The following is a 26,289-nucleotide window of genomic DNA, read 5'->3' as shown; positions in this document are numbered from 1 at the left end:
CGTGGTGGTGACAGTGGCGACCCTCGTCTGGCATGACCCGCGAGATCCGCGAGCGCCGCCGGATGAGATCAGAAGAATTCGGCGTAGCGCTGGACTTCCCAGGCACTGACCTGTGCGTTGTAATCCAGCCATTCCTCACGCTTGAGGCGCATGAACTCGGCGCAGATTCCCTCGCCCAGGCTCTCGCGCAGAATGCTGTCCGCCTCGAGCGCATCGATGGCCAGCGAAAGATTCTGCGGCAGCTTCTCGATGCCCTTCTCGGCGCATTCGCTCGGGGTCAGCGAGTAGAGATTGATGTTGTGGGGCGTGCCCGGGTCCAGCTTGCGCGCCACGCCATCCAGCCCCGCCGCGATGATGGCGGCGTGCACGAGATAGGGGTTACAGCCGGCGTCCGGCAGGCGGAACTCGAGGCGACCATAGGGCACACGCACCATGGCCGAGCGGTTGTTGTCCCCGTAGGCGATGAAGACCGGCGCCCAGGTCGCGCCGCTGGTGCTGCCACCACCGACCAGACGCTTGTAGGAATTGACGGTCGGCGCGGCAAAGGCACACAGCGCCGGAGCATGTGCCAGCAGGCCGCCGAGGAAGTGGTACGCCAGCGGCGACAGGCCCATGCCCTGGGCGTCGGAATCATCGCCGAACAGGTTGCGCCCGGTGTCATCACACACGGACAGGTGGAAGTGCATGCCATTGCCCGGGCGGTCCGCCAGCGGCTTGGGCATGAAGGAGCACACCATGCCCAGGTCATTGGCGATCTCGCCGGCGGCCATGCGCACGAAGGTGAAGCGGTCTGCCGAGGTCAGCGCATCGCTGTAGGTGTAGTTGATCTCGAACTGGCCGTTGGCGTCCTCGTGATCGATCTGATAGACGTCGAAGTCCACCGCCTGCAGCGATTCGACCAGACGCTCGAGGAATTCACGCGAACGCGACAGGCCCTTGTAGTCGTAGCAGGGCTTGGCGAGGGTATCGCTCTCGTCCACCGGCAACAGCTCACCCGCTCCCCCCCGGCGGAACAGCGAGAATTCCGGCTCCAGCCCGGTATTGAGCGTCCAGCCCTTCTCCTTCAGGCGCTCCAGCTGCTTGAGCAGCACCACGCGGCTGTCGTTGGCGAACGGTTGCCCATTGACGTAGCCATCACAGGCCATGCGCGCATAGCCCGGCTGCCACGGCACCAGCGACAACGAGCTCAGATCACCCCGCGCCATGAAGTCCGGCCCCTCCGGCGACATGCCGAGACCACTGACGGCGAAGCCGGCAAAGCCGGCGCCCTTCTCGACCACATCCATCAGGCAATTGGCCGGCACGGACTTGGTCTTGGCAGCGCCATGAATATCCACGAACTGCGCCAGCAGATAGCGAATGTCGTGATCCTTGATGAACTGTTGCGCGTTTTCGGGTGACATCTGGGTTTCCTCTGAGAGCGGACCGGGTTCCATCTCCCTCGACACTGTCTGCCACCCCGGGAAACCTGACCCCTTGTGGTGACTCGCCACGTCAAGATAGCGGATGAAACGAGTTTTTGTGATTCCTGCTGGTCAACTTTATTTCCCCTAAAGAAAAGCATGCAGCATGCCATTTCACCAGTTGCCGCCCAGAACTTTTCACCAACCTCCTGTTTTGCATGGAAATTTATTTTCCAAGCTCGTTTTACCCAACAGGAAACGCCAAGTGATCCTGAGTGAGTTCCTGCTCGTTTCTCGAAATAGGCATCATTTCGGTGCCCAAAGCCCTCTCTTCGCACCAGAATGACGCGAAGCGCTAATATTCACGCCCTGATTCGTGCTGACAATCGGCGCCTGACTCGCTCAAGGGCTGCCGTGGCCATGGCCTTTGACGGAATTGGCAAGCCCCTTGCTTAACCATGAGGAATGTTTCTTTCCTTTGAAGAATCGCTCCTCGTGCGATCAGGCAAGGCAAGCAGCAGGTACAAGCCCTTGTGAAGCGCCTGAAGAGGCGCCTGAAAAGGCGAAAGAACAACAACACCTCCTGCGGCGGATGCGCGTCTTGCGCGCCATCTTCGCCAGCATCAGCAGGACTACGGCACCCCCATTTACGCTAGGCAGCACGACTCACAGGAGAAAGGGACGCATGGCGAATTCATGGCGCATCTCGGCACTGGCCGAACAACACCGCAAGCTGGGCGCGGAGCTTGAAGACTGGAATGGCATGGGCACCGCCTGGAATTACGCCGTCTCGGACACGGCCGATGACCACGAGACCATTCGCACCCGCGCCGGTCTGATGGATGTCTCGGGGCTCAAGAAGATCCACTGCAATGGCCCGCATGCTCAGGCCGTGCTGGATTACGTCACCACGCGGGACATGTCCAAGCTGTATCCGGGCAAGTCGGTGTACGCCAGCGTCTTGAATGAGGCCGGCAAGTTCGTCGACGACTGCATCGTCTATTGCCTGGCGCCGAACTCCTACCTCGTGGTGCACGGCACGGGCACCGCGAATGAAATGCTGGCCAAGAGTGCCCTGGGACGCGCCGTCAGCCTGACCTTCGATGACGACATGCATGACATGTCACTGCAGGGGCCGGTCGCGGTGGATTTCCTGGAGCGTCACGTGCCGGGTATCCGTGAGCTGCGTTACTTCCACCATCTGCAGACCCAGCTGTTCGGCTGCCACGTGATGATCTCGCGCACCGGCTACACCGGCGAGCGTGGCTACGAGATCTTCTGCAAGGCCAAGGACGCCCCCTCTCTGTGGGAACAAATTCTCGCGGAGGGTGCCGACATGGGCATCAAGCCGTGCAGCTTCGGCACCCTTGACTGGCTGCGGGTCGAGAGCCACCTGCTGTTCTACCCGGCGGACAATTCCGAAACCTACCCGTACCCCGACCAGCCGGTGGGCGACACCTTGTGGGAATTGGGACTGGACTTCACCGTCTCGCCGGGCAAGACCGAATTCCGTGGCGCCAGCGAACACTTCGCGCTGCAGGGCAAGGAGCGCGTCAAGGTCTATGGCGTGCTGCTGGATTCGAAAGACGTCGCCCAGATCGGTGACAAGGTCTACGCCGACGGCAAGTGTGTCGGTGTCATCACCCAGGGCATGTACTCGCGCCTGAGCGATCGTTCCATGGCGCTGGCACGTCTCGAACCCGGCTATGCCGAGCATGGCACCCCGCTGACCCTCAAGACCGGCACTGACGGCGAGACCAGCCTCTCGGCCATCAGCCATTCCCTGCCCTTCGATGACCCGGAAAAGGCCAAGCGTCTGGCTCGCGGCTGATCGCGCGCCACAGCCACGAGGCAACAGCTCAAGCCCCGCGGCGACAGCGCGAATCGCGTGATGCTGGATAGCGTGAAACCTGAGAGGCCTCCTCGGCATGGCGTCGAGGAGGCCTCTTGCATCACATGCCATGGAGTCAGACCGAGGACTGGCCACAAACGTGGATGAGGGTTGGCGGTAAACTTGATAATGTCACCCGATATTCGCACGCGGGTGACGCGCAACGACTCCCACAAGGACGCGTATTCTCACCCCGCCTGATCATTGTCCTTATCGCATTCACCTCCGCCACAGGAGTTATCCATGCCGCGAGAATCCTCCCATTCCTCCAATACACCTCAACCGACAGCGCCTGACACGAAAGTGTCTGACACGAAAGCTCCTGACACGAAAGCGCCTTCGCTGGCCGCGGAACCTGCCGCGCAGTCCGAGGTGAAGGAGACCATCACCGCGGCAGCTGACGAGACACGCCTGGGACTCGAGCAGCACATTGCGCGCGCGCTCAAGCAGCAGCGAGTCTCGCAGGGCTACAAGATTTCCGACGTCTCGCGTATCGCCGGTGTCAGCCAGGGCATGATCAGCAAGGTGGAGAACGCCCAGGTGTCCACCAGCCTCGATACCCTCAACAAGCTGTGCAATGCCTTGAGCCTGCCGATCTCGAAGCTGTTCAGCGATTACGATGTCAATGGGCGTGGTGCCCAGCACATCAAGGCCGGACAAGGCATGCAGGTGGTGCGCACCGGCACGGAAGTCGGCCATGCCTATCAACTGTTGAGCTACAAGCAGGGTCCCAAGAAGCGCTACGAACCCTTCCTGATCACCATGGATGACGCCAGCGAAGTCTTCCCCAACTTCTGTCATGCCGGGCATGAATTCATCTACCTGCTTTCCGGCAACCTCACCTACCGTCATGGTGACAAGTTCTATGACATGGGGCCCGGTGACAGCCTGGCCTTCGATGCCGGTGTGCCGCATGGTCCCGAGAAATTGAACGAGGTGCCGATTCAGCTGCTGTCGATCATTCACTACGACGATGAATGAGCCTCTTTGACGAATGAGCCCCTCGAACATCCATCATCATCGTCATGGGGACTGGACAACATCAATGAAGATTCGCCTTGCCACACCCAAGGATGCTCAGGGAATTTCACGCGTCGCGTCCGCACTGGGTTATCTGCCCCACGACGATGATGCGTTGATCCTGCAGCGACTGGAGCACCTGTTGGCGTCACGCCATGACCGCATCTGGGTGGCGGAACAGGCGGGTGAAGTGATTGGCTGGCTGCATGCCCAGCATGTCTTTCGTGTCGCTTCAGCCGATTTCATCGAGATACTGGGCCTGTCCGTCGCACAAGAGGCGCAACGACAAGGCGCAGGACGGGCATTGGCCAGGCAGGCCATTGCCTGGGCAACCGACGAGACGCTGACCCTGCGAGTTCGCACCCATGAGGCACGCGATGTCGCCAGGAAATTCTATGCCGCCTGCGGCTTTACGCTGGCCAAGACACAGTGCGTCTTTCAGATGACCCCGTGATTCTGCCCGCCTTCCTGATCGAGCTCGCCCCACATTCCTGACTGAGCACGCCCCGATTTCATGCCCTGCCATGCCCCACAGGCCGAAGAAAAAATCGCCTGCCATGACAGCGTTGTGAGACGCGACCTGTATAGCCCTTCATTCCTCTGGCAGTCATATCGCCTGAATGGCGGCAGAGTTGTCGTCGTTTCCTCCAGCTACGGCACCTGTTTTCTGCGCGAAGAGGCATGAGGATGCCGCTTCTTGCATGACATCCCTCCCCACGAGAATCTTGCCATCGCGCCGGCATGAGACTTTCGTCCGCCGGTGAAATATGTTTTTGACAGTGCCTTTTTCTCGGCTAGATTGAGTCGATGTAACGGGTTACATTCGAAGACAAGACATGGCTGCCCCGGCCATGTCCGCTACCTGCCCCACTGCATCATCCCCAACAATCAGAGGGTCGCTTCAGTCCCTGCTACGCCACGTACGCCCTGCTCCATGCATGACCTTCATAGAACAATCAACAATAAACGGAGACTCGACAATGGCTTGGTACTACTCCTATATCATTGGCTATTTCGTGATCATGTTCGCGATCGGCTACTACTACTTCCGCAAGGTGAAGACCTCTGACAGCTATCTGATTGCCGGCTGGAACATGGGCTACTGGAAGATCACCGGCACCACCATCAGCACCTGGTGTGGTGCGGCAGCCTTCATCGGCTGGATGGGGATGGGCTTTTCCAAGGGGCTCTCCGGCTACTTCATGTTCGCCCTGCCCGGTATCATCGCGAGCCTGATGCTGGTCATCTTCTTCAGTCGCCCGCTGCGTCGCAAGAAGCTCTATACCCTGGCGGATCTGTTCGGGCGCCGCTTCGGCCGCAAGGCCAGTCTGTTTCCCTCGTTCTTCTCGGCCTTCGTCTACTCGGTGCCTGCCACCGCGATCCAGATCATCGGCATGAGCACCATTCTCACCGTGGTGCTGGGGCTGGAGTTCAATACCGCCATCTTCGTGTCCTTTGCGCTGATTCTCGGCTTCACCATTCTGGGCGGCCTTGAAGCGGCCATCGTCACCGATGCCCTGCAGAGCATCCTGTTGATCGCCGGCATCATGGTGCTGGGCTTCACTGCCCTGAGTTATGCCGGAGGACTGGAACATGCACTGCTCAATACGCCGATCGAGTTCCTCGCCCCGCTGCCCGAGGGCAAGACGATGGAAGTGGTGACCTTCGCGCTGACGGTGGCGCCGTTCTACCTCGTCTGGCAGTGCACCTGGCAACGCATCTTCGCCTCCGAGAGCGAAGACGTGGCCATCAAGGCCGGCGTATCAGGCTTCTCCATCGTGATGTTGATTTCCTTCTTTCCCTACTGCATCGGCGTGCTGGCACGCCAATTCGTGCCGTTGGATACCTCGGCCGATCTCGTCTTCTCCTACGTCACCATGCAGTTGCTGCACCCGGCCATCGGCGGGCTGGTCATCGTCGGCCTGCTGGCCGCCCTGATGACCTCGGCGGATTCCTACATTCTGCAGGGCAGCTCCAACCTGGCGCATGACCTCTATGGCAACTTCATCAATCGTCACGCCAACGAGAAGCAGAAAATGGCCTCGGCGCGCCTGAGTGTCGTCATCATCAGCGTACTGGGACTGGGCGTCACCTTCCTGATGACCGACATCATCTCGGCCTATCAATGGGCGCTGCGCATCTCGGCCACCACGCTGATCTTCCCGTTCTTCGCGGTGATGTTCTGGAAGCATGCGACGTCCCGGGGCTGCATCAGCAGCATGGCGAGCGCCCTGAGTGTCACCGCCCTCTGGCCACTGCTGTCGACTGGCATCGACCCCGCCTACCCGGGCTTCCTGACGTCGCTGGTCGTGCTGGTGGTCGTCAGCAAGCTGACCCGCCATAGCCCCAGCGAGGATGTCGCGGCCTATTACTGGGATGGCGCCGAGTCACACGCCGCAAGCGCTCTCCCGGACGCCGCCAAACCGGATATCGCGCTGGCCTCGAAGGCTGTCTGAGCGACACCGGATCACCAGGACCGCAAAGACAGGAAGTGGCTCGGGGCTTGTCATCGCCACGAGCCATTTCACCGCCCCTGGTGCCTGGCTTGCCGCTTGCTTGTGATCTCTTCACCCGCTGACTGATCAGCAGGATTCTCTGGCACGCCGTCATGACAAGGATGACTCACATGACCCGAGCAGTACCGACTTCCCACAGCGCCGCCAGGCCAGCCGCCCATCGTGTCCATAATCCCTACGCCCCGCTGAGCGAGTCAAAGCCTCAGCCCGGCACGCGCTGGCTCAAGGGCAATATCCATGTGCATACCCGCGAAGCGCTCGATGAGAGCATTTCGATGGACCGGATTCATGGCGAGGATCATGACGAAGTGATCCGGCGCTCACAGGCCGCTCCCTTCCACTTCGATTTCGTGTGCACGTCGGTTCACCCCTACCTCAACAATATCGAGCTGTTCTCACGTGGCGAGCAGCGTGATGACTTCGTGGTGATTCCGGGGCGCGAGATCCAGAACGACACCATCGACGATGGCGGCTATCTCGACGGCTATTTCGCCGGCGAGCATTCGAAATATCTGCATGTGCTGAGCATGGGCAAGGTCGGCGGCCTGTCGATCTGCGCCCATCCCAACTTCTTCGAGACCACCCGTCCACGGGAAGGCGGCGAATGGACACAGATCAAGAAGACGCTCCTCAACCCCTGTGCGCGCCTCGCGGAGATGAACATCATGGGCATGGAGGTCTACAACGGCCTTTCCATCCTGGAGGAACACATGGGGGCCAGGCCCTACGCGCCGCACCTGGCAGAGCCCTGCTGGGATGATCTTCTGTGTGAGGGAGTGCGCTGTGCAGGCTTTGCCGGCAACGACGAGTTCTATCGCGAACAATATGTCTACGAGAACTACGCGCCACTGGGCTTCATCATGGTGGCCGCGGCGCTCAACGAGGCCGATATCCTGCGCAACGTGAAGCGTAACCGCTTCTATGCCAGCACCGGGGTGATGCTGGCCGATACGCCACTGGCAATGTCTGAACAGCAGGGACGCTACACCTTGCGCGTCAGCGCACAGGACAAGGTGAAGTGGAAGGCGATGGTGCAGCGAGGCATGCCCCTCACAGGCGCGGGCGAGCCAGACGCGCCGCAGCTGATCGAGATCACGGCCCCCACCGCTGCTGCAGAGTGGGAGCTGGAACTGGACGGCGACTGGAAGTACGTGCGCTTTCAGGCCGAGTCACTGGACAACTCCCTGCACCGCGCCTGGTTGCAGCCGATCTATGGTCCGGGATGGGTCGACTACAAGACGCTGTGAGTCAGGCGCTATCAGTCAGGCCCCGTGAGTGAGGCCCCGAGAATCAGGCCCCGTGAACAGGTGCTCAGCCCTGGCTGGGCGCCGGGCCTGCACTGCCACGAATCGCCAGCGACGCGTCCAGCAAGCGTGACGTCAAGGGCGCATCGTCTTCGAGATGGCGGATCAACGCCCGGGCGATCACCTCGCCCATCTCTTCCACCGGCAGGTCTACCGTCGTCAGCGGTGGATTGAGGAACTCCGCCATTTCCAGGTCATCGAATCCCACCACCGAGACCTGTTGCGGCACACGGATTCCCCGCCGCTGCAGCGCCAGCATGGCACCACTGGCCAGCACGTCATTGAGGCACATCACGGCGGTAATGCCATCCCGCAGGCCGCCTTGCCCTTCGCCATCGAGCGCGCCCCCAGCCTCACAAGAAAGCTCGCCTATCGCGGCGCTCGCCCCGGCGGTGGTGACATCGACGAACTGATCATGCTCGCGATCGGCGCTGGCACTCTCCAGCGCCTGCAGCGCGGCAACGGCGCCGTCGTAGCGCAGGCGCGCACGGTCGTTGTGCGCCAGCGGCTCGGAGAGGATGACGATACGCTGATGGCCCAAGGACATCAGATACTCCGCCAGTGCCTTGGCCAGGCCGTAGTTGTCATAGCCCACCGTGATCAACGGCGAATCCGGCAAGTAGATGCTGTTGAAGACCACCGGCACCGAGAAGCGTGACAGGTAGTCCAGTGTCTCGGCGGCATGACTGCCTCCGGGCAGAATCACGGCGTCCACCCCCATGTTGACCAGCTCACGTACCTTGTCGAATTCCGTCACCCGCCCCTTCTGGGTGGTCGTCACCAGCAGGCTGTAGTGCGCCCGCGCCAGCGCGCCTTCCAATGCATCGATGAACTTGGCGTAGATCGGGTTCTCGAAGGTCGGGATCACGATTCCCAGGGTGCGTGACTGATGCTGAGACAGCACACGCGCGGCATTGTTGGGCAGGAAATCGAGTGCGTCGGCCGCCGCCAGCACCTTGTCGGCCGTCTTCTTCACCACCTTTTCCGGATTGTTGAGTACCCGCGAGACCGTCGCGACCGACACCCCCGCCAGCTGGGCGACTTCCCTGACCCCGGCACGCCTGGGCTTGTTCATGGCTTGCTCTCCCTCGCCGCCTGCGCTCTTCGGGCCGGTTTCGCCTGGCGCAGGGCATCCAGCTCCGTCAAATAACGCTCCAGCACCAGATTGGGTGGGCGGCTCTTGCGCGTGATGGCGCTGTAATAGGTGACATAGGAGTTGGCCACCGGGCTGAGCGCCTGCATCTGGCCATCGCGCACCCAGCGCTCGGCATAGTGGGTGGGCAGATAGCCGAGATAGCGCCCGGAAAGCACCAGGAAGGCGATGCCCTCGCGGTCAGTCGCGGAAGCGGCGGCTTTGAGCGGCTCATGCAGCGCCTTGATCGCAGGCGTCTGCGCGTAGGCCGGCAGCACCGCATCATGCTGGCGAATCTCTTCCTCGCCCACCGGACGCCCGCGCGCGAGGGTATCGCCCGCCCGAGGTTCACGGAACAGCACATGGCCCCGCGCGCAATAAAGGCAGGAGGTTTCCTCGTAGAGCGAGCGATACTCGAGCCCCGGCAGCGTCTTGAGCGTCGGGATCACCCCGGTATGCAGACGGCCATCCAGCACGGCGCGCTCGATCTCGTTGGGGGGAATCATGCGGATGTTGATCATCACCTCCGGGCCGTGACCCTTCAGCGCACTCAGCGCATCCGTGATGTGCATCTCGGGCATGGTGACCAGATTGTCAGTGATGCCGATGTTCAGCTCGCCCTTGAGCCAGGCATGCAGGCCATTAATGCGTGTGCGAAAGCCCTCTGCCGCCGCCAGCATCTGCATCGCGGCCTCGTGGACTTCCCGCCCCTCATTGGTGAGAGAAAACCCGCTGCGCCCGCGCTGACAGAGCTTGAGGCCCAGCCGCGTCTCCAGGTCACTCATCGCCATGCTGATGGCGGAACGACTGATGTTGAGCTCGATCTCGGCCGCCGAGAAGCCACCGCACTCCACTACCTTGCGAAAGATACGCAGCAGACGCAGGTCGGTATCGCCGAGCTGCCCCCGCATGACCTCGCCTCGCATAGGCCCGCGCCTCCTGTTGTTGAACGGTTCCGCGCCAGACGGCGCCTCACTGCGCCGAGATGGCGTAGCGAACGCCAGCAGAAAGTTAAGTAAATGCTTTCCTGAAGATAAAGACAATGGCATTTATCTTACCAAAAGGACTTCCTAATCTCGTTGGACAGGAGCCGAGAACCAACAACAACACACTCTGTGGGAGACATCATGACCGCCTTCGATACATCCCCTTCCGCCCAGGCAGGCTTGAGCCAGGAGCAGCTCGATGCCTACTGGATGCCCTACACGGCCAACCGCCAGTTCAAGCAGGACCCGCGCATCATCACCAAGGCCCAGGGGGCCTACTTCACGGACTCCCAGGGCCGCCAGATCTTCGATGGCCTGTCAGGCCTCTGGACCTGCGGTGCCGGTCATTGCCGCCCGGAAATCGCCGAGGCGGTCAGCGCGCAGCTGCGCGAACTGGATTACGCACCCGCCTTCCAGTACGGCCACCCCAAGGCCTTCGAGCTGGCGCACCGCATCAAGACGCTGATGCCCGAGGGGCTGGATCACGTCTTCTTCACCGGCTCCGGCTCCGAGAGTGCCGACACCTCACTGAAGATCGCGCGTGCCTACTGGCGCAAGAAAGGCAAGCCGACCAAGACCAAGCTGATCGGGCGCAGCAAGGGCTATCACGGCGTCAACTTCGGGGGCTTCAGTGTCGGTGGCATCGGGGCCAACCGCTCGCTCTACGGTCAGGGGGTCGATGCCGATCACCTGCCGCATACCCTGCTCAAGGAAAATGTCTTCACGCCCGGCATGCCCAGCACCGGTGCCGAGCGCGCCGACGAGCTGCTGGAGCTGATCGCGCTGCATGATGCCTCCAATATCGCCGCCGTCATCGTCGAGCCGATGGCAGGCTCCGCCGGCGTGCTGCCACCGCCAGTAGGCTATCTCAAGCGCCTGCGCGAGATATGCGACCAGCACGACATCCTGTTGATCTTCGATGAGGTCATCACCGGCTTCGGGCGCATGGGCGCCATGAGCGGCGCCGAGGAATTCGGGGTCACGCCGGACATCCTCAACGTCGCCAAGCAGATCACCAATGGCGCGGTGCCGATGGGCGCCGTGGTCGTCAAGGGCGACATCTACCAGACCTTCATGGACAACGGCGGCCCCGACTACATGATGGAGATTCCCCACGGCTACACCTATTCCGGTCACCCGGTGGCGTGTGCCGCGGCGCTGGCAGCCCTCGACGTGCTCGAGAACGACCAGCTCATCTCCCGCGTTCGCGAGCTGAGTCCGGTATTCGAGAAGAAGCTGCATGAGCTCAAGGGCACGCGCTACATCAGCGACATCCGCAACTACGGCCTGGCCGGTGCCCTGCAGGTCGAGGCCTATCCCGGCGAGCCGGCGCGGCGCCCATATGAGATTGCCATGCACTGCTGGAAGGCCGGTTTCTATGTGCGTTACGGCGGCGACACCATCCAGCTGGGCCTGCCATTCATCACCGAACACGACGAGCTGGACCGCCTGATCAATGCCCTCGGCGATGCCTTCGCCGCCCAGGACTGACGCTCGACGCTCAAGGCTGACGATCGACGTTCAAGACTGACCATCAACATTCAGAACTGACGATCAACACTACTTCATTCATCGCCATTCATTTCACAAGTCATCTCAGGGAGCCCACCCAATGAAGACGCTCGGACACCTCATCAACGGCAACATCGATCACAGCGAAGGCCGTACCCAGGACATCTTCAATCCCTCCACCGGCGAAGTCGGCGGTCAGGTGCGCCTGGCCAGCAAGGCGACGGTCGAGGAAGCCATCGCGGCCGCCGAGGCCGCCTTCCCGGAATGGCGCAACACGCCACCGATCAAGCGCGCCCGAGTGATGTTCCGCTTCAAGCAGCTGCTGGAAGAACACGCCGACGAGATCGCCCGCCTGATCGGTCAGGAGCACGGCAAGATCTGTCACGATGCGCTGGGCGAATTGCAGCGCGGCATCGAGAATGTCGAATATGCCTGCAGCGCCCCGGAACTGCTCAAGGGCGAGCACAGCCGCAATACCGGCCCGGGCATCGATTCCTGGAGTGAATTCCAGCCGCTGGGCGTGGTTGCCGGCATCACGCCGTTCAACTTCCCGGCCATGGTGCCGCTGTGGATGTACCCGATGGCGATCGCCTGCGGCAACACCTTCGTCCTCAAGCCCTCCGAGCGCGACCCGACGTCCACGCTGTTCATCGCTGAGCTGCTGATGGAGGCCGGTCTGCCGGCCGGCGTCATGAATGTCGTCAATGGCGACAAGGAAGCCGTCGATACGCTGCTGGACGACCCGCGCATCCAGGCGGTCAGCTTCGTCGGCTCCACCCCGATCGCCGAATACATCTACAGCCGCGCCGCGGCCAACGGCAAGCGCTGTCAGGCCCTCGGTGGCGCCAAGAACCACGCCATCGTGATGCCGGACGCCGACATGGAATACGTGGCCAACTCACTGAATGGCGCCGCCTTCGGCTCCTCCGGTGAGCGCTGCATGGCACTGTCCGTCGCAGTGGCCGTGGGCGATGACGCCGCCGACAAGCTGATCGCGCAGATGAAGCAGCAGATGGAAGGCCTCAAGGTCGGCGTCTACAGCGACAAGGGCAATGATTTCGGCCCGCTGATCACCGCGGCCCATCGTGACAAGGTGGTCGGCTACATCGACAGCGCCGAGCAGCAAGGCGCGACGGTGGTGGTCGATGGCCGCAATCCGCAGGTCGAAGGCGGCGAGAACGGCTTCTTCGTCGGCGGCACCCTGATCGATGGCGTCACCCCGGAGATGACCTGCTACCAGGAAGAGATCTTCGGCCCGGTGCTGCTGGTCGTGCGCGCCGATTCGATGGAAGCCGCCATGCAGCTGATCAATGATCACGAATACGGCAACGGCACCTGCATCTACACCCGTGATGGCGAAGCCGCCCGCTACTTCAGTGATCACATCCAGGTCGGCATGGTCGGCATCAACGTGCCGCTGCCGGTACCGGTCGCCTATCACAGCTTCGGCGGCTGGAAGCGCTCGCTGTTCGGCGATCTGTCCGCCTACGGCCCGGATGCGGTGCGCTTCTACACTCGCCGCAAGACCATCACCCAGCGCTGGCCTTCCGCCGGCCTGCGTGAAGGCGCCCAGTTCGCCTTCCCGTCCTGATCCATCGCCTTCGCTTTCTGATCCGCGGATCATCATCTGATAACAACTGCGCCTGATAACAACTGCGCCGGACAGCCCTGCTGTCCGGCGCTTACGTGTGCTCATCATGCAGGGTCATGCCGGCAGTCAGCCCCTGCCCCTTGCAGTGGCCAGAAACGGCTCCACATAGTCAGGACATCTCATCACGAGAATTCCGACAACATCGGCGGTCAGCACCGTCACAAGGAGCCAAGATGATCTGGGTAATCGCCACCGTTACCGCCAAGGAAGGCCACGTTCAGGATGTCTTCAATGAACTCTGCGCCGTCGCACCCACCGTGCGCGAGGAAGATGGCTGCCACGCCTACCACCCGTGCCTGGACTCCGAACGCGCCGCCGACAAGGACAACGACCCACGCCCCGATACCATCACCGTGGTGGAAGCCTGGGAATCCCACGATGCGCTGCAGGCCCACCGTGAGACCGAACACATGCAGCGCTTCCGCGACAACGCCGGTGACTGGATCGCCGATGGCGATATCCGCATCCTGAGCCCGGCGGGCTGATAGACAGAACAGCATTGGGAAAGCCCCAAAAAGCCCGGCCTCCAGGAGGCCGGGCTTTTTCGTGAGATACCGCTGAGCAATATCCGCTAGCAGCTTTACCTGCCGTCCACCATTGAACACAGGTACACCCCGTCTGATCTGCGTCTCGTGAATGTGCAGCACTCGCAGGGATTATCGGTTGCCTGAGGGCTTCTCAGCGCCGATACTGTATATGAATACAGTATCGAAAGGAGACCCCACCCATGACCGTATCTGCCGCTCAACCATCCCACGCCTCGCTGGCTCGCCCTCATCCAGCGCCGGAGCCCTGTGCACTGCCGCACCCTCACATCACGGGGCGCGCTGGCATTTCCGGCTTCCCCTCGCCGGCCGAGGATTACGCGGGGCGCACGCTGGACCTCAACGAGCGGCTGATCAAGCGCCCGGCAGCGACCTTCTTCATGACGGTGGCGGGTGACAGCATGGAAGGCTTCGGCATCTATGAGGGCGACACCCTGGTGGTAGACCGCTCCATCGATGCCCGTCCCGGGCATATCGTGGTGGCACTGGTCGAGGGTGAGGTGGTGGTCAAGCGTTATGAGCTGATCGGTCAGCGCCCCTATCTGAGCTCCGGCAATGCCCTGTATCCGCCGGTCGCGATCTTCGACCTCGAATGCCAGGTCTGGGGGGTGGTGCGCTCCGTCATCCACGAATACGCGGTATGAAGACGCCAATGATCGGACTGGTGGACTGCAACAACTTCTACGCCAGCTGCGAGCGAGTGTTCGACCCGCGCCTGGAGGGCCGCCCTGTCGGCGTGATGTCCAACAATGACGGCTGCGTGATCGCGCGCTCCAATGAACTCAAGGCGCTGGGCGTAGAGATGGGTACCCCCGCCTTCCAGCTACAGCCACTCGTCCGTGAGGGGCGCATCCACCTGCTCTCCTCCAACTACGAGCTGTATGGCGACATGTCGGCGCGCGTGCGTGAGGTGCTGGAGGAATATTCCGCCGGGGTCGAGCCCTACTCCATCGATGAGATGTTCGTGCGTTTCGATGGCTTTGATCGCAACTCGATGCTGACATTGAGCCGCACCCTGCACCGCAATGTCCGCAAGTTCACCGGCATTCCCGTGTGTGTCGGGGTCGCGCCAACTCGAACGCTGGCCAAGCTGGCCAATCGCGCTGCCAAGAAGCGTCCGGAATTCGGTGGTGTCTGCGTGCTGGAACCCGATGAAGTCGGCACCCAGCGCCTGCTGGCCGATACGCCACTGGGCGATGTCTGGGGCGTGGGCCGACGACTGGTCGAACGCCTGGCACTGCAAGGCCTGCACACTGCCTGGGACCTGCGCTGCGCCGACCCGCGCGCCATCGGCCAGCGGTATTCCGTAGTACTGGAACGCACCGCGCGCGAACTGCAAGGCACACCCTGCTTCGAGATGAATGATGCCGATGACGCTCGCCAGCGCATCATGACCTCGCGCTCCTTCGGGCGCATGACCGGTGACTTGAATGAACTCAGGGACGCCATCCGCCAACATGCCCAGCGCGGCGCAGAGAAACTGCGCCATCAAGGCAGCCTGACACGCGCCGTGCTGGTCTTCCTCAAGAGCAATCGTCACCGACCCGACCTGCCGCAATACTCACCCAGCACCATCGTCGAGCTGCCCGCCCCCACCAATGACAGCCGCGAGATACTCGCCGCCGCGCAACAGGCGCTGGAGCATATCTACCTGCGCGGCTATCGCTTCATGAAGGCTGGCGTGATGCTGCTCGACCTCATCGACCAGCCACGCGAGCAACTCTCGTTGCTGGAAAGCAAAGATGACATCGCCAGGCGCGAACGCAGTCAGCAGCTGATGGCGACACTGGACGCCATGAATCAGAAGATGGGCCGCGGCACCGTGCGTCTGGGCGTCGCACGCCCCGACGCCGCCTGGCAGCTGCGCTGCGCCCACCGCAGCGCCCGCTACACCACCAACTGGCAGGAATTGAAGCGGTTGCGTTAGTGGGCTTGGCCGAAAGCTCCGAGCGCAATTTCGACCGCCACAACCATCAGCAATACAATCCCTTTCCTCGGCGCTCATACCGCAGAAGGCATGAAGGGAGTGAATGCGTAGATATCGCGCGTAACCTGATCGGATTGTTGCACCCACAGCAAAGGTGTTTTACGCCAGCGCCGCTTTATCAATGACTTGCGAACGCTCATGCTGTGCGCCATTGCTGAAAAGCCAACAGTTTTGGAGTACCCGGCATGAAGATTCTACTGATCAACGGCGGCAAGGCCTTTGCCCATTCCAATGGCGAGCTGAACGCGACGCTGCATGAACTGGCGCGCGGTGAGCTGGCCGAGCTGGGTCATGAGGTGCGTGAAACCGTCATCGAGGAAGGCTTCGAGGCCAAGGCGGAAATCGAGAAGCAGCTGTGGGCGGACCTGATCATCTATCAGACCCCAGGTTGGTGGATGGGTCTGCCGTGGACCGTGAAGAAGTATCTCGATGACATCCTGACTGAGGGCCACGGCTCGCTGTACGCCAGCGATGGCCGTCATCGCACCAGTCCGACCCAGGGCTACGGCACTGGCGGCTTGATGCAGGGCCGCCAGTACATGCTGTCACTGACCTGGAATGCACCACTTGAGGCCTTTGATGAAGAAGGCAACTTCTTCGAGGGCAAGGGCATCGATGGCGTCTACTTCCCGGTGCACAAGGCGATGGAATTCCTCGGCATGACGGCCCTGCCGACCTACCTGGCCACTGATGTGATCAAGAATCCTGACCTGGCAGCCTACACCCAGGCCTACCGCACGCACCTGCGCGAGCACGTCGGCCACGCCTGAAGGCTCGAGAGATGAGTTGCGAGCGCTGAAAGCACTCGAGCCCGCTCGTAATACAAGAAGCCCGCCACCGGTGACATGACCGATGGCGGGCTTCTTGCGTTCTAACGAATAGCGGCGACCAGCGCTCACTATTGAGAGGGTACAGGTCTCAGAAGCTCCAGCTGGCGTGCGTCCAGAAGATACGCCCCGGCTCATTGACCTGTACATCGCCCTGTACACTACCCTGGAACGGATCGTCGTAGAAGCGATTGACGTGGTAGGCGTAGGCCTTGTCGAACGACCGGTGCGAGCATGGCAGATCCACTGGCGAAGACGGTAAACGTGCCTGCCAGTGGAGAGGTGTGCCCGTTTACACCTTGGCCTCCTGCAGGTCATCCCCTCGCTTGTGCGTGGCGCGAATCCACAGCCAATCCAGCAGCCCCATCACGATCAGCGAGAGGCCGACCAGCGGGAAGATGACACCGATGATCATCATCAAGCCCCAGACACCGGCGATACGCTTGCGCTCCTTGGGCAGCGGCGGGATACCGATACCGCCCACCGGACGACGCTTCCACCACATCACGCCCGCACCGACGCTCATCATCACCATCACGATACAGGCCAGTACCAGCACCAGCTGGTTGATCAGCCCGTACTGCTGCCCCAGGTGAACATTGATGCCCCACTCCAGCGCTCGACCCAGCGGGCCATAATCGGCGTAATGCATGTCCAGCAGCACATCGCCGGAATAGCGATCCACATGCACCACCTGCTGGCGCTCCAGCGCATCCGGATAGATGGAGCCGGTGTAGACGCCCTGCGGCGAGCCCGGCAGATTGATGGCATAGCCCGGCGCCAGGCCTTCGCGAGCGAAGATGCGCTCAGCCTGATCGAGGCCGATATCGGCATGGGCAATCTCGGCGGCGCTCAGCGGCACGCCCGCAGCGCCGGAGGCCTGCTCGGCACCAGACCTGGTGCCGCCGCCATGCCCAGCATGCTCCCCCTCGTCCACGACGTGGCTTGTCGCTGCAGCCGGCAAGGAGGATAACGGGATAACGGCCTGTTCGAGCGACCAGGTCGTCCGCTCCTGGTCCACCAGACGGGTATCCGACATCGGCGTATTCACGCGCACGCCATCGGGATACCCGAAGTTATGCCCGTTGGCCAACTCGTTGACCTTGGCACCCCACACCATTGACCACGGCATGCCGGTCACGGCGAGAAACAGGATGAAACCAGCGGCGAAGATGCCACACACGGCATGCAGGTCGCGCCACCACAGACGGCGCGCAGGCGTGGTACGCAGCGTGACGACGCCGCCCTTCTGGCCCCGCGGCCACCACAGATACAGGCCGCTGAGTACCAGCAGAATGCTCCAGCCAGCGGCGATCTCGATCGCGGCATTGCCGATGGGGCCGGTGATGGCGAGGCTGTGCAGATTGCGCACCGTCCACATGATGCTGTCACGGTAGGCCATCTGCCCCTGCACTTCACCGCTGTAGGGATTGACGTAGACCGCCTGCTTGCCACTGCCATCGGCTGCCACGATATCGACTTCCGTGGTCAGGTCACTGGCCGCAGGCGGCACGACACGCACGGCCTTGCCGGGCAGACTTTGCACGGCGACACGCACCTGCTCGCTCAGCGGGACACTCGCCTGTGCCTGGCCATTGACCTGTTGCACCACCGGCGTGTTGACCTTCATCAGGTCGGCATGCACGAAGTGGTCGATCTCTTCACGGAACAGATAAAGACCGCCGGTGACGGCCAGCAAGGTCAGGAAAGGCAGCACCAGCAGGCCGGCATAGAAATGCCAGCGCCACACGGCGCGGTAGATATCGCTGAAACCGCGAGCGGCGCGACCCGCGGAGTCGGTATTGGTTGTACTCATCTCGATTACCCATCGACAGGTGCCACGACGCGCGACGGATGCTTTGTCCGCCGGTCAACGTGAGGTCACCGAACACTATGGAGAGCCACCGCGAGGTGGCCCAGCAATTCATGGCGCGAGGGAATCGTGAGGTGGCGCGCGCCCGGGCGGACGCAGATAGACATTGATGCCGCGGAACGCGACAAGGCAGGGACGCGGGGCCGCGTCGCGAGACAACCGCCCCAATGCCAGCAACAGGGCAACGGCGACCAATGCCAGCGTGAAGACCGCCATGCTGGCCAACGGACAATCCGAGGCAGCGGAACTATGGGTGATCTGCGTCTGCGAACCGCTTTCGCGAGCGGCACGCGTTATCCAGTCGCTATCGGCACTCACCCAACGCCCGGTACCAACGCTCTCGAAGACGGCATGGTCGTTGACCATCACCACACGCGGGGCCGCCAGCGGCATGACCAGCATGGCGGCCAACGCGATCAGCATCACGAAGACGACATGCCCATTGGCCGCAGTCAGGCGCGACAGGGCGCGATGATAGGAGACGGATTCACGCCTGGCGTGGCGAGTCGAGGGACAAGTCGCTGTCATGCGCCCCCCGTGGCCGGCACGTTCGCGTTTGCGCTCGTGTTGACGGTCGCAACACTGTCAGAAGACGGCGCTGCGACCACGGACTGGAGCAGGAACGTCAGGCGGTCGGCAAGCTGCGCAGGCGTCTGACTGAGCGGCAGGGTGTCACGCAGCCGACCCTGCTCGTCGATCACGAAGATCGCCACGCTGTGGTCGATCATGTAATCGGCCTCGCCCGCCGACGCCTGCGCTTGCGCGTGTTCAGGGGGATGACTCTGCTCGGGTTCTCGCCGCTGAAACTGGATACCGAGGCGCTGGGTAAATTCCTCCAGACGCGTGTCGTCCTGTGACGGGAGGCGAAGGCCGGTCACCGGCAGGCTGAAAGCAGACAGATAACGTGACAGCACGGGCAGGGTGTCTCGCGCCGGATCCAGCGTCAGAAACATCGGATGCAGATGCGCGCGTGACGTCTCGTCAAGGCGTTGCCAGGCCATCTGCAGCCGGGCAAGCGACAACGGACAGATATCCGGACAATGCGTAAAGCCGGGAATCAGCACGCTCAGGTGACCCGCTTCCCCCCGAGACAGGGTGTCCGCGTGCAGCAGTCCCCGCGTGGAAGGCAGCTCGAGGGTCGTCGGCCACGCATCACGCGGTTGATGCGAGGCAGAAAGCCCCGTGATCAACGCGATAATGACGAGGGCAAAAGCACTGAGTCCCATCAGGATCAGCTTGCGCGGCGACATGAACACTCCAGCGTGGCGTGCAGAGAAGGTAAAGGCAGCAGGGTCGATGACAGGGATGCTAACCATTCACACCCGTGAAACCACTAATGCGACAAGTTGCCACAGCGATTGCCCCGGGCCTTCGCAAGCGCGACAAGGCCCCAGATAGCGTAAAGCCATCACCACCATCATCAGATTCAAAGTGCGTCTCACCCGGACGAACACGACACTGTCTCCATGCTCACGCAATTGAGCCAGTCCCCCAACCCCTTCTTCCCCTCACGCCATGAGGCTTCGCCATGATTCAGCGCCTTTCCCTGCACCCAGCCATCCTTGAAGTGCGCGACCTCGATGCCGCTTGCCGTTTCTTCACCGAAACACTCGCCCTGCCCATCCTGTTGCGCAACGCCACCAGCGCGACCCTGGAGCTGAACCATCGCCGAGACAAGCAGACCAGCGTATTGCTGTTGCAGCGCAGTGCCGAGCAACCCGACAGCCGCCAGCTGACGCTTGAGATCGAGCGAACGGACTTTGCCCGCTTCCGCGACCAATGGCAGGCCCAGGGAGCGCATCTGATCGAGAGTCACGGCAGCAGCGCCCCCGGCTGTGCCTGGCAGGTGCTCGATTGCGTGCTCCCCGATGGGCATCGCCTACGCGTGGTCAGCATCAACCCCGAGCGCTGCGCCCCGACGATCAGCCGTGGCATGGGCATGGCACCCTGAGATTCCAGCACACCAGATGGCTCGAGAGTCTCCGCAGGGGCCGGCGCATGACACAAGCGCCGGCCCCGCTATCAAGTGCGCCATCATGGCGAGAAATGACGTTCCGGTGAGGCGTACAAGCAGATGGCTTGAATGCCCATCACGGCTGAGGCGTCAGTAGTTGACCAGCAAGTCATCGATGACCGGGTTCATCTTGGTTTCGACTCCGGCAAACTTTGAGAACGTCAGGCCACCCCCTGCGACAAGATGATATTGCGCATAGGCGATTTCATCGCCATACGGATCATTGAGCCAGAGTTCTGCGTGTGACAGATAAGTCGTGACGTCCCAGGAGCGCAAAGCGGTATACGTCAATATCACTTCACAATGGCCGGGGACCGGAGCGTCATAGACTCGCGTATTCAAGCCATTGCGACTGAAGCCCCGTTTGATCACACTCAGGAAGCCGGGCACGATCACGGCCTCATTGCGCTCGATGCACACGGTATCCAGATAGGACATGCGTTCCAGAGGCTGAACCTGCACCGAGGTACAGCCGGCCATCACGAAAGTGATGGAAGCTGCCAATAACGCCTTCGTCATCCCTGTCATTCTTGACTCCCTGTCATCGAACAAGAGGCTTTATCGCGAGATATGCCATGGAAGGCATGCTTGTCCGCAGGGTATTAGTGAAAACAAATAAATGCGAGGAATCTGCCCGTGATCAGTCGTAATCCCCCCATGCAAGCGCGAGTCTCCTTCAGCTACACCGACAAATGATGACAGGCGTGGCAAACATGAGTCCCCTTTATCACGCCGAGCCAATAATGACCCACTGACAGCGTGCGCGGATGTCCGCATTACCGCACTCGTGCCCGACGCAGCATCAGGTGTTGCTCAGCGACAGAATCGCCAGCCCCGCGTGCCGAGGTGGAAGTGATCACGATGGGCGGCGTTGTAATCCGGCCCCAGTACGGTACCGAAACTCTCACAGGCGGCGTCCTGCACGGCACGCAGGAAGCGGCCCGGGGCATCTTCATCCTCGGGTGCCGTCCAGTCGCGCGGCAGGCGAATCTGACGGCCATCCGCCAGCGTGAAGCCTGTGACATCCAGCGCATCCGCAGTGGCATGTTCACTGCGACGTGCGTTCTCTCGTCCGTAGATGTTGCGGCAGGCGTAGCTGCCCACATGGGACACTTGCGTCACCTCGCTCCCCATGACTTCCTGCGCCGCAGACTTGAGCCCATGGCGCTCGAAGCGCAACCAGCTCACCGCCAGCGGGCAGCTGGCAATGAAGGACTGGTTGAAGCGAACGCCCTGCTCACCACTCACGCCTGACGCCGAATGCATGCGTACGCTGTTGATGAGGTCACAGCCGTTGTCGCTGGGGCGGTCCGGCAGGAAGGAAACCCGTTGCGGGGCTTCCCGCTCGAGAAATGCGCGACAGGCGGCCGGGTTCTCGTTCAAGCGTGAGAGCTTCCAGCCGGTCACCATGCCGGGCGGGTCTTCCAATTGCAGTGGCGCCCACGGGAGATAGTGAGCGGGTATCCAGCGGTCCAGCACGATGATGTCGCGCTGGATCGCAACGCCCAGGCCGATGAGCACCAGACATATCAACGTGATCCCCATGCCTTTGCGGCGCTGCTTGTGCTGCAAACCGTTCATGTTCGCCTCCTGTACACGTTGCAGGCCCTCACCTGCCCCGGGCGTCGCCTGCATTGGACTTCACCTGCTCTGGGCTTCACCTGCCCCAGGATGACTGACCACCGTGAATGGCATGACGTATCGACCGCCTCATATATGCCATATCAGAAACAGTGAAATGAAGGGGCGAGGCGCTGTCAGAGACGCGGCTGTCCACTATGCTGGACGCCATTCAGCAGACCAGCCACATGCCCTTGAGGGGCCAAGCCCCGGCTGCCCTCTGCACGCCAACCCGCTATCAGGAGCGCACATGACGACAGCCCCTACCTCACGCCTGGGCACGATCCCGCTCTCGGTGCTGGACCTTGCCCCCATCCGCGATACCGGCAGTGTTGCTGAAACCTTCCACAATAGCGTCAGTCTCGCCCAGCATGTCGAAGCGCTGGGCTTTCATCGCCTGTGGCTGGCCGAGCATCACAACATCGATGGCATCGCCAGTGCCGCCACCTCGGTGCTGATCGGCCATGTGGCCGGCAAGACCTCCCGCCTGCGGGTCGGCTCGGGCGGCATCATGCTGCCCAACCATCCCCCGCTGGTGGTGGCGGAACAGTTCGGCACCCTGGCCACGCTCTACCCCGACAGGATCGATCTCGGACTTGGCCGCGCGCCAGGTTCCGATGGCATCACCATGCAGGCGATGCGCCGCGATCCTTCCGCCGGCGTGAATGACTTCCCCCAGCGCCTGGCCGAACTCGAGCAGTATCTGGGCGAGGCCTCACCCGGTCAGCGCGTCAAGGCCATGCCGGGGCAAGGCACTCATGTCCCTCTGTGGCTATTGGGTTCCAGCGACTACAGCGCACGCCTGGCAGCGAAAAAAGGTCTGCCCTTCGCCTTCGCCGGCCAGTTCGCCCCCGGCTACATGCTGGAGGCCATCAAGCTCTATCGCGAGAACTTCACGCCCTCCGAGGTGCTGGATGCGCCCTACGTGATGCTCGGCCTGCCCCTGATCGCCGCCGACAGCAATGAACGCGCCCGTTTCCTGGCCAGCACCCAGCAACAGAAATTCCTCAATCTGATCCGCGGCAAGAGCACGCGTGCCCTGCCCCCACGCGAGACACTGGACTGGTCAGCACGCGAGGAAGCCATGGTCGGCCAGAATCTGGCCGCTGCCATCATCGGCGGGCCAGAGCGCATTCGCAGCGAACTCGAGCATCTGCTGGAGGTAACCCAGGCCGACGAAATGATGTTCAACTCGGATTTCTATGAGCATGCCGACCGCCTGAAGAGCTACGAGATACTCGCCGAGGTCGCCGGCCGCCGGACGCCGGCCGCCAGTCAATGACGTGAGCCCCTTCACGCTGACTGGCTTGCCAAGACAAGACGCCGCTCACATCTCCTGTGAGCGGCGTCTTGTCGTTCTGAGCCTGCCGTGAAGGCACGTATTGACGTCATGAGCTGAAGGCGATGAGCTTAAAACGATAAACTCAAGGCGATGAGTTCATGACGATAAGTTCATGCCACGACTCGGCTCAATGATGGTCGCGCGGGTTCACGCGACGATTCTTGACGTCCGGCGCACGGCGGATGCGATCTTCCTCCGCCAGGCTGTCAGCCTCGAAGATATCCGCACCGACCGGTGTCTCACCATGACGGCGATACAGCTGACTGAGCATCTGGCGACGATCAGCCCGCAGCTCCTTCACCAGCACCACGATCATGCCGTAGATGATGAAGGTGAAGGGCAAGGCCGAAAGTACCGAGGCTGACTGCAAGCCCTTGAGACCGCCTGTCGAGATCAGCGTCAGGCAGATGGCCGCGATCAGCACGCCCCAGGCGATACGCTTGTAGAGCGGCGGATTGATCGAGCCGCCGTCGGTCATCTGCGCCACGATGTAGGACGCCGAATCGGCGGAGGTCACCAGGAAGATGAAGATCAGCATGATCGCGACCACCGACAGCACGCTGCTGAAGGGCATCAGGTCGAACATCTCGAACAAGGCAGACGTGATGTTGGCATCCGTCGCGGCCGCCAGACCGACATCACTGGTCAACTCCATGTTGATCGCCGCGCCACCGAAGACACCGATCCACAGGCACGCCAGCAGCGGCGGCACGATCAGCACGCCCACCACATACTCCTTGATGGTGCGGCCACGCGAGACACGCGCGACGAAGGTGCCGACGAACGGCGACCAGGCGATGACCCAAGCCCAGTAGAAGACGGTCCAGGAGCTGTTCCAGTCATTGCCGTCATAGGGCGACATGCGCAGGCTCATGCCGATGAAGTTCTGCAGATAATCGCCGATGCCCAGGGTGATCGTCTTGAGAATGTCCAGCGTCGGGCCAGTGAACAGCACATACAGCATCAGCGCGATGCAGATGCTCATGTTGAGGTTGGACAGGCGCTTGATGCCCTTGTCGAGCCCGGACCAGGTCGAGGCCATGTAGGCACAGAACATCACGCCCATGATGATGAACTGCCATTGCCAGCCTTCTTCCACGCCGAAGACGAAGTGCAGCCCTCCATTCATCTGCAACACGCCCAGGCCCAGCGATGTCGCGACCCCCATCACGGTCGCCACCACCGCAAAGACATCCAGTACCGGGCCGTAGCGGCGCACCTTGGGATGCTTGGCCGTCACGGATGACAGCACCGAGGACACCAGCCCCGCCTGTCCCTTGCGGAACTGGAAATAGGCAATGATCAGGCCGACCACCGAGAAGGCAGCCCACTGATGGACGCCCCAGTTGAAGAAGGCATATTGAATGGCATAGCGCGCAGACTCGGGCGTCTCGCCCGGCATATCGGCGAACGGCGGCTTCAGATAGTGCTGCATGGGTTCCGCCATGCCATAGAACACCAGCCCGACGCCAAACCCTGCTGCCAACAGCATGCTGACCCAGGAAAAGAAGGTATAGGAAGGCCGGCTATCCTGCGGCCCGAGCCGGATCTTGCCGTACTTGCTCAACGCGAGACTGATGAGAAAGATCACGAAACCAAACACGGATATCAGATAGAACCAGCCAAACATGCTGGTCACGGCGCCGAGCGCCTGATCTGCCAATTCACCGAAACGGGTGGGGAATCCTGCCCCCAATGCGACCAGCCCCAGAATGATGATGACCGACGCGCTGAATACGCGCTTTCCTCCAGATGTCATAAATCGCTACTCCCTGTGAGCTGTGACAGCGGTGAGGTGGATCGCGCACCAGCGAGAAACGAGTAGCGTATCGCCAACGAATATTCGCAGTGCCTTCTAGACATGAACCTGATTCCCCAGAACTTCAAGGGCAGACGACGTCAGCAGCACAGGAAAATTTGTCACCGTCTGTACAGGTAAGCGTTTGCCCCAACCAGGCCACAGCCTCCGCGTGGGAGGAGAAAGCCGCTTTTGAAAGGTCTGTGCAGGCTTTGAAAGGACAGTGCAGACCTTGGAGAGACAGCGCATGCCCTGGAAGGGCAGTGACGACGGAGCAGAGAGACCGGAAGTCCCGGGCAAGCTGGCCAGTCACGATGGCGAGATCGCCAGACAACCTCTACATTACTTATACGATAGTTATAAAACGCGATTCACCGCCGTCATGACATCCCACTGAGGGTATTCCCGATGCCTGCACATACCACTGCAACACACTCGCCACGCACCGCTGTGACCCCCACCCACGCGTCGCCTGCTACCCCACTACCCCCAAGCCAGCTCGCCGATCAGCCGCTCGCCCACCAGGACGAGACCAGCATGACACTCGAGTCGCTGGCACGCGCACTGCAGCACGGCATGGTGCCGGTGGTCGAGGTCATGTCACTGGATGGCATCTACAAGGTGAGAATCCATCATTGCCACGGCATCTCGGACCTGACGCGCAACGATCACAGCGCGCTCTGGTTCAAGGGCACCGGTGAGATACGCGACTTGATGGGCGCACGCGGCATCAGCCACGGCGTGCTGACCTGGGCAGATCAATGGGGAGATGAAATGATCGGAGTCGAATCGCGCAGCCTCAATCAGGAAGAACTGCTCGCCTGGGGCACGCGTATCTGTTTCAAGTGAGGAATAGCCTCACGATGCC

Annotated in this window: 23 protein-coding genes; 14 read left to right on the top strand and 9 right to left on the bottom strand. The window is 61.7% G+C overall.

From position 1 onward, the window contains the following. Positions 1 to 68: 68 nt before the first annotated feature. Entirely contained in the window at positions 69 to 1,403 is a 1,335-nt protein-coding gene (gene glnT / locus QD280_RS03125) for a type III glutamate--ammonia ligase (protein ID WP_279838292.1), read from the bottom strand. Positions 1,404 to 2,088: 685 nt separating this feature from the next. On the opposite strand from glnT, the gene QD280_RS03120 reads away from it, so the two are divergent. The 5 genes from QD280_RS03120 to QD280_RS03100 all read left to right on the top strand — a co-directional run bounded on the left by QD280_RS03120 (position 2,089) and on the right by QD280_RS03100 (position 8,077). Continuing rightward, positions 2,089 to 3,234: an aminomethyltransferase family protein gene (locus tag QD280_RS03120; protein ID WP_107334968.1), complete on the top strand. Its 1,146-nt coding sequence runs from the start codon at positions 2,089 to 2,091 to the stop codon at positions 3,232 to 3,234. A gap of 363 nt (positions 3,235 to 3,597) precedes the next feature. Continuing rightward, positions 3,598 to 4,275 carry an XRE family transcriptional regulator gene (locus QD280_RS03115; RefSeq protein WP_347881948.1) on the top strand — a complete coding sequence of 226 codons (678 nt, stop codon included), beginning with the start codon at positions 3,598 to 3,600 and terminating at the stop codon, positions 4,273 to 4,275. 64 nt (positions 4,276 to 4,339) lie between these two features. Then, positions 4,340 to 4,768 carry a GNAT family N-acetyltransferase gene (locus tag QD280_RS03110; protein ID WP_279838291.1) on the top strand — a complete coding sequence of 143 codons (429 nt, stop codon included), beginning with the start codon at positions 4,340 to 4,342 and terminating at the stop codon, positions 4,766 to 4,768. 526 nt (positions 4,769 to 5,294) lie between these two features. Further along, positions 5,295 to 6,770, top strand: a complete 1,476-nt coding sequence (locus tag QD280_RS03105; RefSeq protein ID WP_279838290.1) for a sodium:solute symporter family protein — start codon at positions 5,295 to 5,297, stop codon at positions 6,768 to 6,770. A 170-nt stretch (positions 6,771 to 6,940) separates the two neighbouring features. Further along, positions 6,941 to 8,077 (top strand): hypothetical protein, encoded by a 1,137-nt coding sequence (locus tag QD280_RS03100; protein WP_279838289.1) that lies wholly within the window; start codon positions 6,941 to 6,943, stop codon positions 8,075 to 8,077. A 64-nt stretch (positions 8,078 to 8,141) separates the two neighbouring features. Here the strand turns inward: QD280_RS03100 and QD280_RS03095 are convergent, their stop codons facing one another. Beyond that, positions 8,142 to 9,209, bottom strand: a complete 1,068-nt coding sequence (locus tag QD280_RS03095; RefSeq protein ID WP_279838288.1) for a LacI family DNA-binding transcriptional regulator — start codon at positions 9,207 to 9,209, stop codon at positions 8,142 to 8,144. Further along, positions 9,206 to 10,192 carry a LysR family transcriptional regulator gene (locus QD280_RS03090; protein ID WP_279830654.1) on the bottom strand — a complete coding sequence of 329 codons (987 nt, stop codon included), beginning with the start codon at positions 10,190 to 10,192 and terminating at the stop codon, positions 9,206 to 9,208. The genes QD280_RS03095 and QD280_RS03090 overlap by 4 nt, the downstream gene beginning before the upstream one ends. A gap of 201 nt (positions 10,193 to 10,393) precedes the next feature. Here QD280_RS03090 and QD280_RS03085 point away from each other — a divergent pair, with 201 nt between their 5' ends. From QD280_RS03085 to QD280_RS03060, 6 genes are all read left to right on the top strand, one after another. Beyond that, positions 10,394 to 11,743, top strand: a complete 1,350-nt coding sequence (locus QD280_RS03085; protein ID WP_279838287.1) for an aspartate aminotransferase family protein — start codon at positions 10,394 to 10,396, stop codon at positions 11,741 to 11,743. A 121-nt stretch (positions 11,744 to 11,864) separates the two neighbouring features. Next, positions 11,865 to 13,355 (top strand): CoA-acylating methylmalonate-semialdehyde dehydrogenase, encoded by a 1,491-nt coding sequence (locus tag QD280_RS03080; protein WP_279838286.1) that lies wholly within the window; start codon positions 11,865 to 11,867, stop codon positions 13,353 to 13,355. Between the two features lie 233 nt (positions 13,356 to 13,588). Then, a complete protein-coding gene (locus tag QD280_RS03075) occupies positions 13,589 to 13,900 on the top strand; it encodes a putative quinol monooxygenase (RefSeq protein ID WP_043332154.1) in 312 nt (103 codons plus the stop codon). Positions 13,901 to 14,142: 242 nt separating this feature from the next. Beyond that, positions 14,143 to 14,604: a translesion error-prone DNA polymerase V autoproteolytic subunit gene (umuD, locus tag QD280_RS03070; RefSeq protein ID WP_043332158.1), complete on the top strand. Its 462-nt coding sequence runs from the start codon at positions 14,143 to 14,145 to the stop codon at positions 14,602 to 14,604. An 8-nt stretch (positions 14,605 to 14,612) separates the two neighbouring features. After that, positions 14,613 to 15,887 carry a Y-family DNA polymerase gene (locus tag QD280_RS03065; RefSeq protein ID WP_279838390.1) on the top strand — a complete coding sequence of 425 codons (1,275 nt, stop codon included), beginning with the start codon at positions 14,613 to 14,615 and terminating at the stop codon, positions 15,885 to 15,887. A gap of 245 nt (positions 15,888 to 16,132) precedes the next feature. Next, the gene (locus tag QD280_RS03060) at positions 16,133 to 16,717 is read left to right on the top strand and encodes an NAD(P)H-dependent oxidoreductase (protein ID WP_153635580.1); all 585 of its coding nucleotides are present in this window, start codon (positions 16,133 to 16,135) and stop codon (positions 16,715 to 16,717) included. Between the two features lie 349 nt (positions 16,718 to 17,066). Here QD280_RS03060 and QD280_RS03055 read toward each other — a convergent pair whose 3' ends face one another. The 3 genes from QD280_RS03055 to QD280_RS03045 all read right to left on the bottom strand — a co-directional run bounded on the left by QD280_RS03055 (position 17,067) and on the right by QD280_RS03045 (position 19,897). Then, a complete protein-coding gene (locus QD280_RS03055; RefSeq protein ID WP_279838284.1) occupies positions 17,067 to 18,590 on the bottom strand; it encodes a PepSY domain-containing protein in 1,524 nt (507 codons plus the stop codon). A gap of 108 nt (positions 18,591 to 18,698) precedes the next feature. Then, on the bottom strand, positions 18,699 to 19,175 hold the full coding sequence (locus tag QD280_RS03050) for a hypothetical protein (RefSeq protein WP_279838282.1): 477 nt from the start codon (positions 19,173 to 19,175) through the stop codon (positions 18,699 to 18,701). After that, positions 19,172 to 19,897 carry an SCO family protein gene (locus QD280_RS03045; protein WP_279838281.1) on the bottom strand — a complete coding sequence of 242 codons (726 nt, stop codon included), beginning with the start codon at positions 19,895 to 19,897 and terminating at the stop codon, positions 19,172 to 19,174. The genes QD280_RS03050 and QD280_RS03045 overlap by 4 nt, the downstream gene beginning before the upstream one ends. Before the next feature lie 278 nt (positions 19,898 to 20,175). Between QD280_RS03045 and QD280_RS03040 the strand changes: the two genes are divergently transcribed. Then, complete coding sequence (locus QD280_RS03040; protein ID WP_153635572.1) at positions 20,176 to 20,598, top strand: hypothetical protein; 423 nt, start codon at positions 20,176 to 20,178, stop codon at positions 20,596 to 20,598. Positions 20,599 to 20,751: 153 nt separating this feature from the next. Here the strand turns inward: QD280_RS03040 and QD280_RS03035 are convergent, their stop codons facing one another. Further along, the gene (locus QD280_RS03035) at positions 20,752 to 21,189 is read right to left on the bottom strand and encodes an Sbal_3080 family lipoprotein (RefSeq protein WP_131431883.1); all 438 of its coding nucleotides are present in this window, start codon (positions 21,187 to 21,189) and stop codon (positions 20,752 to 20,754) included. A 285-nt stretch (positions 21,190 to 21,474) separates the two neighbouring features. Next, positions 21,475 to 22,242: an extensin family protein gene (locus QD280_RS03030; RefSeq protein ID WP_279838279.1), complete on the bottom strand. Its 768-nt coding sequence runs from the start codon at positions 22,240 to 22,242 to the stop codon at positions 21,475 to 21,477. A 289-nt stretch (positions 22,243 to 22,531) separates the two neighbouring features. Between QD280_RS03030 and QD280_RS03025 the strand changes: the two genes are divergently transcribed. Next, positions 22,532 to 23,563, top strand: a complete 1,032-nt coding sequence (locus QD280_RS03025) for an LLM class flavin-dependent oxidoreductase (protein WP_279838277.1) — start codon at positions 22,532 to 22,534, stop codon at positions 23,561 to 23,563. A 187-nt stretch (positions 23,564 to 23,750) separates the two neighbouring features. On the opposite strand, the gene QD280_RS03020 is transcribed toward QD280_RS03025, so the two are convergent. Further along, positions 23,751 to 25,382: a BCCT family transporter gene (locus QD280_RS03020; protein ID WP_192838101.1), complete on the bottom strand. Its 1,632-nt coding sequence runs from the start codon at positions 25,380 to 25,382 to the stop codon at positions 23,751 to 23,753. A gap of 576 nt (positions 25,383 to 25,958) precedes the next feature. On the opposite strand from QD280_RS03020, the gene QD280_RS03015 reads away from it, so the two are divergent. Further along, a complete protein-coding gene (locus QD280_RS03015) occupies positions 25,959 to 26,270 on the top strand; it encodes a hypothetical protein (protein ID WP_043332181.1) in 312 nt (103 codons plus the stop codon). Positions 26,271 to 26,289 lie beyond the last annotated feature (19 nt).

The organism is Cobetia sp. 1AS1, from assembly GCF_029846435.1.
Taxonomy (GTDB): Bacteria; Pseudomonadota; Gammaproteobacteria; order Pseudomonadales; family Halomonadaceae; genus Cobetia; species Cobetia amphilecti.
The sequence above is the reverse complement of the archived record's forward strand: the minus strand, read 5'-3'. Positions and strand labels throughout refer to the sequence as shown.

Bases quoted from the DNA above. Each gene is read 5' to 3' on its own strand.
- glnT (WP_279838292.1), bottom strand. From the start codon at position 1,403: ATGTCACCCGAAAACGCGCAACAGTTCATCAAGGATCACGACATTCGC.
- QD280_RS03120 (WP_107334968.1), top strand. From the start codon at position 2,089: ATGGCGAATTCATGGCGCATCTCGGCACTGGCCGAACAACACCGCAAG.
- QD280_RS03110 (WP_279838291.1), top strand. From the start codon at position 4,340: ATGAAGATTCGCCTTGCCACACCCAAGGATGCTCAGGGAATTTCACGC.
- QD280_RS03105 (WP_279838290.1), top strand. From the start codon at position 5,295: ATGGCTTGGTACTACTCCTATATCATTGGCTATTTCGTGATCATGTTC.
- QD280_RS03100 (WP_279838289.1), top strand. From the start codon at position 6,941: ATGACCCGAGCAGTACCGACTTCCCACAGCGCCGCCAGGCCAGCCGCC.
- QD280_RS03095 (WP_279838288.1), bottom strand. From the start codon at position 9,209: ATGAACAAGCCCAGGCGTGCCGGGGTCAGGGAAGTCGCCCAGCTGGCG.
- QD280_RS03090 (WP_279830654.1), bottom strand. From the start codon at position 10,192: ATGCGAGGCGAGGTCATGCGGGGGCAGCTCGGCGATACCGACCTGCGT.
- QD280_RS03085 (WP_279838287.1), top strand. From the start codon at position 10,394: ATGACCGCCTTCGATACATCCCCTTCCGCCCAGGCAGGCTTGAGCCAG.
- QD280_RS03080 (WP_279838286.1), top strand. From the start codon at position 11,865: ATGAAGACGCTCGGACACCTCATCAACGGCAACATCGATCACAGCGAA.
- QD280_RS03075 (WP_043332154.1), top strand. From the start codon at position 13,589: ATGATCTGGGTAATCGCCACCGTTACCGCCAAGGAAGGCCACGTTCAG.
- umuD (WP_043332158.1), top strand. From the start codon at position 14,143: ATGACCGTATCTGCCGCTCAACCATCCCACGCCTCGCTGGCTCGCCCT.
- QD280_RS03065 (WP_279838390.1), top strand. From the start codon at position 14,613: ATGATCGGACTGGTGGACTGCAACAACTTCTACGCCAGCTGCGAGCGA.
- QD280_RS03060 (WP_153635580.1), top strand. From the start codon at position 16,133: ATGAAGATTCTACTGATCAACGGCGGCAAGGCCTTTGCCCATTCCAAT.
- QD280_RS03055 (WP_279838284.1), bottom strand. From the start codon at position 18,590: ATGAGTACAACCAATACCGACTCCGCGGGTCGCGCCGCTCGCGGTTTC.
- QD280_RS03050 (WP_279838282.1), bottom strand. From the start codon at position 19,175: ATGACAGCGACTTGTCCCTCGACTCGCCACGCCAGGCGTGAATCCGTC.
- QD280_RS03045 (WP_279838281.1), bottom strand. From the start codon at position 19,897: ATGTCGCCGCGCAAGCTGATCCTGATGGGACTCAGTGCTTTTGCCCTC.
- QD280_RS03040 (WP_153635572.1), top strand. From the start codon at position 20,176: ATGATTCAGCGCCTTTCCCTGCACCCAGCCATCCTTGAAGTGCGCGAC.
- QD280_RS03035 (WP_131431883.1), bottom strand. From the start codon at position 21,189: ATGACAGGGATGACGAAGGCGTTATTGGCAGCTTCCATCACTTTCGTG.
- QD280_RS03030 (WP_279838279.1), bottom strand. From the start codon at position 22,242: ATGAACGGTTTGCAGCACAAGCAGCGCCGCAAAGGCATGGGGATCACG.
- QD280_RS03025 (WP_279838277.1), top strand. From the start codon at position 22,532: ATGACGACAGCCCCTACCTCACGCCTGGGCACGATCCCGCTCTCGGTG.
- QD280_RS03020 (WP_192838101.1), bottom strand. From the start codon at position 25,382: ATGACATCTGGAGGAAAGCGCGTATTCAGCGCGTCGGTCATCATCATT.
- QD280_RS03015 (WP_043332181.1), top strand. From the start codon at position 25,959: ATGACACTCGAGTCGCTGGCACGCGCACTGCAGCACGGCATGGTGCCG.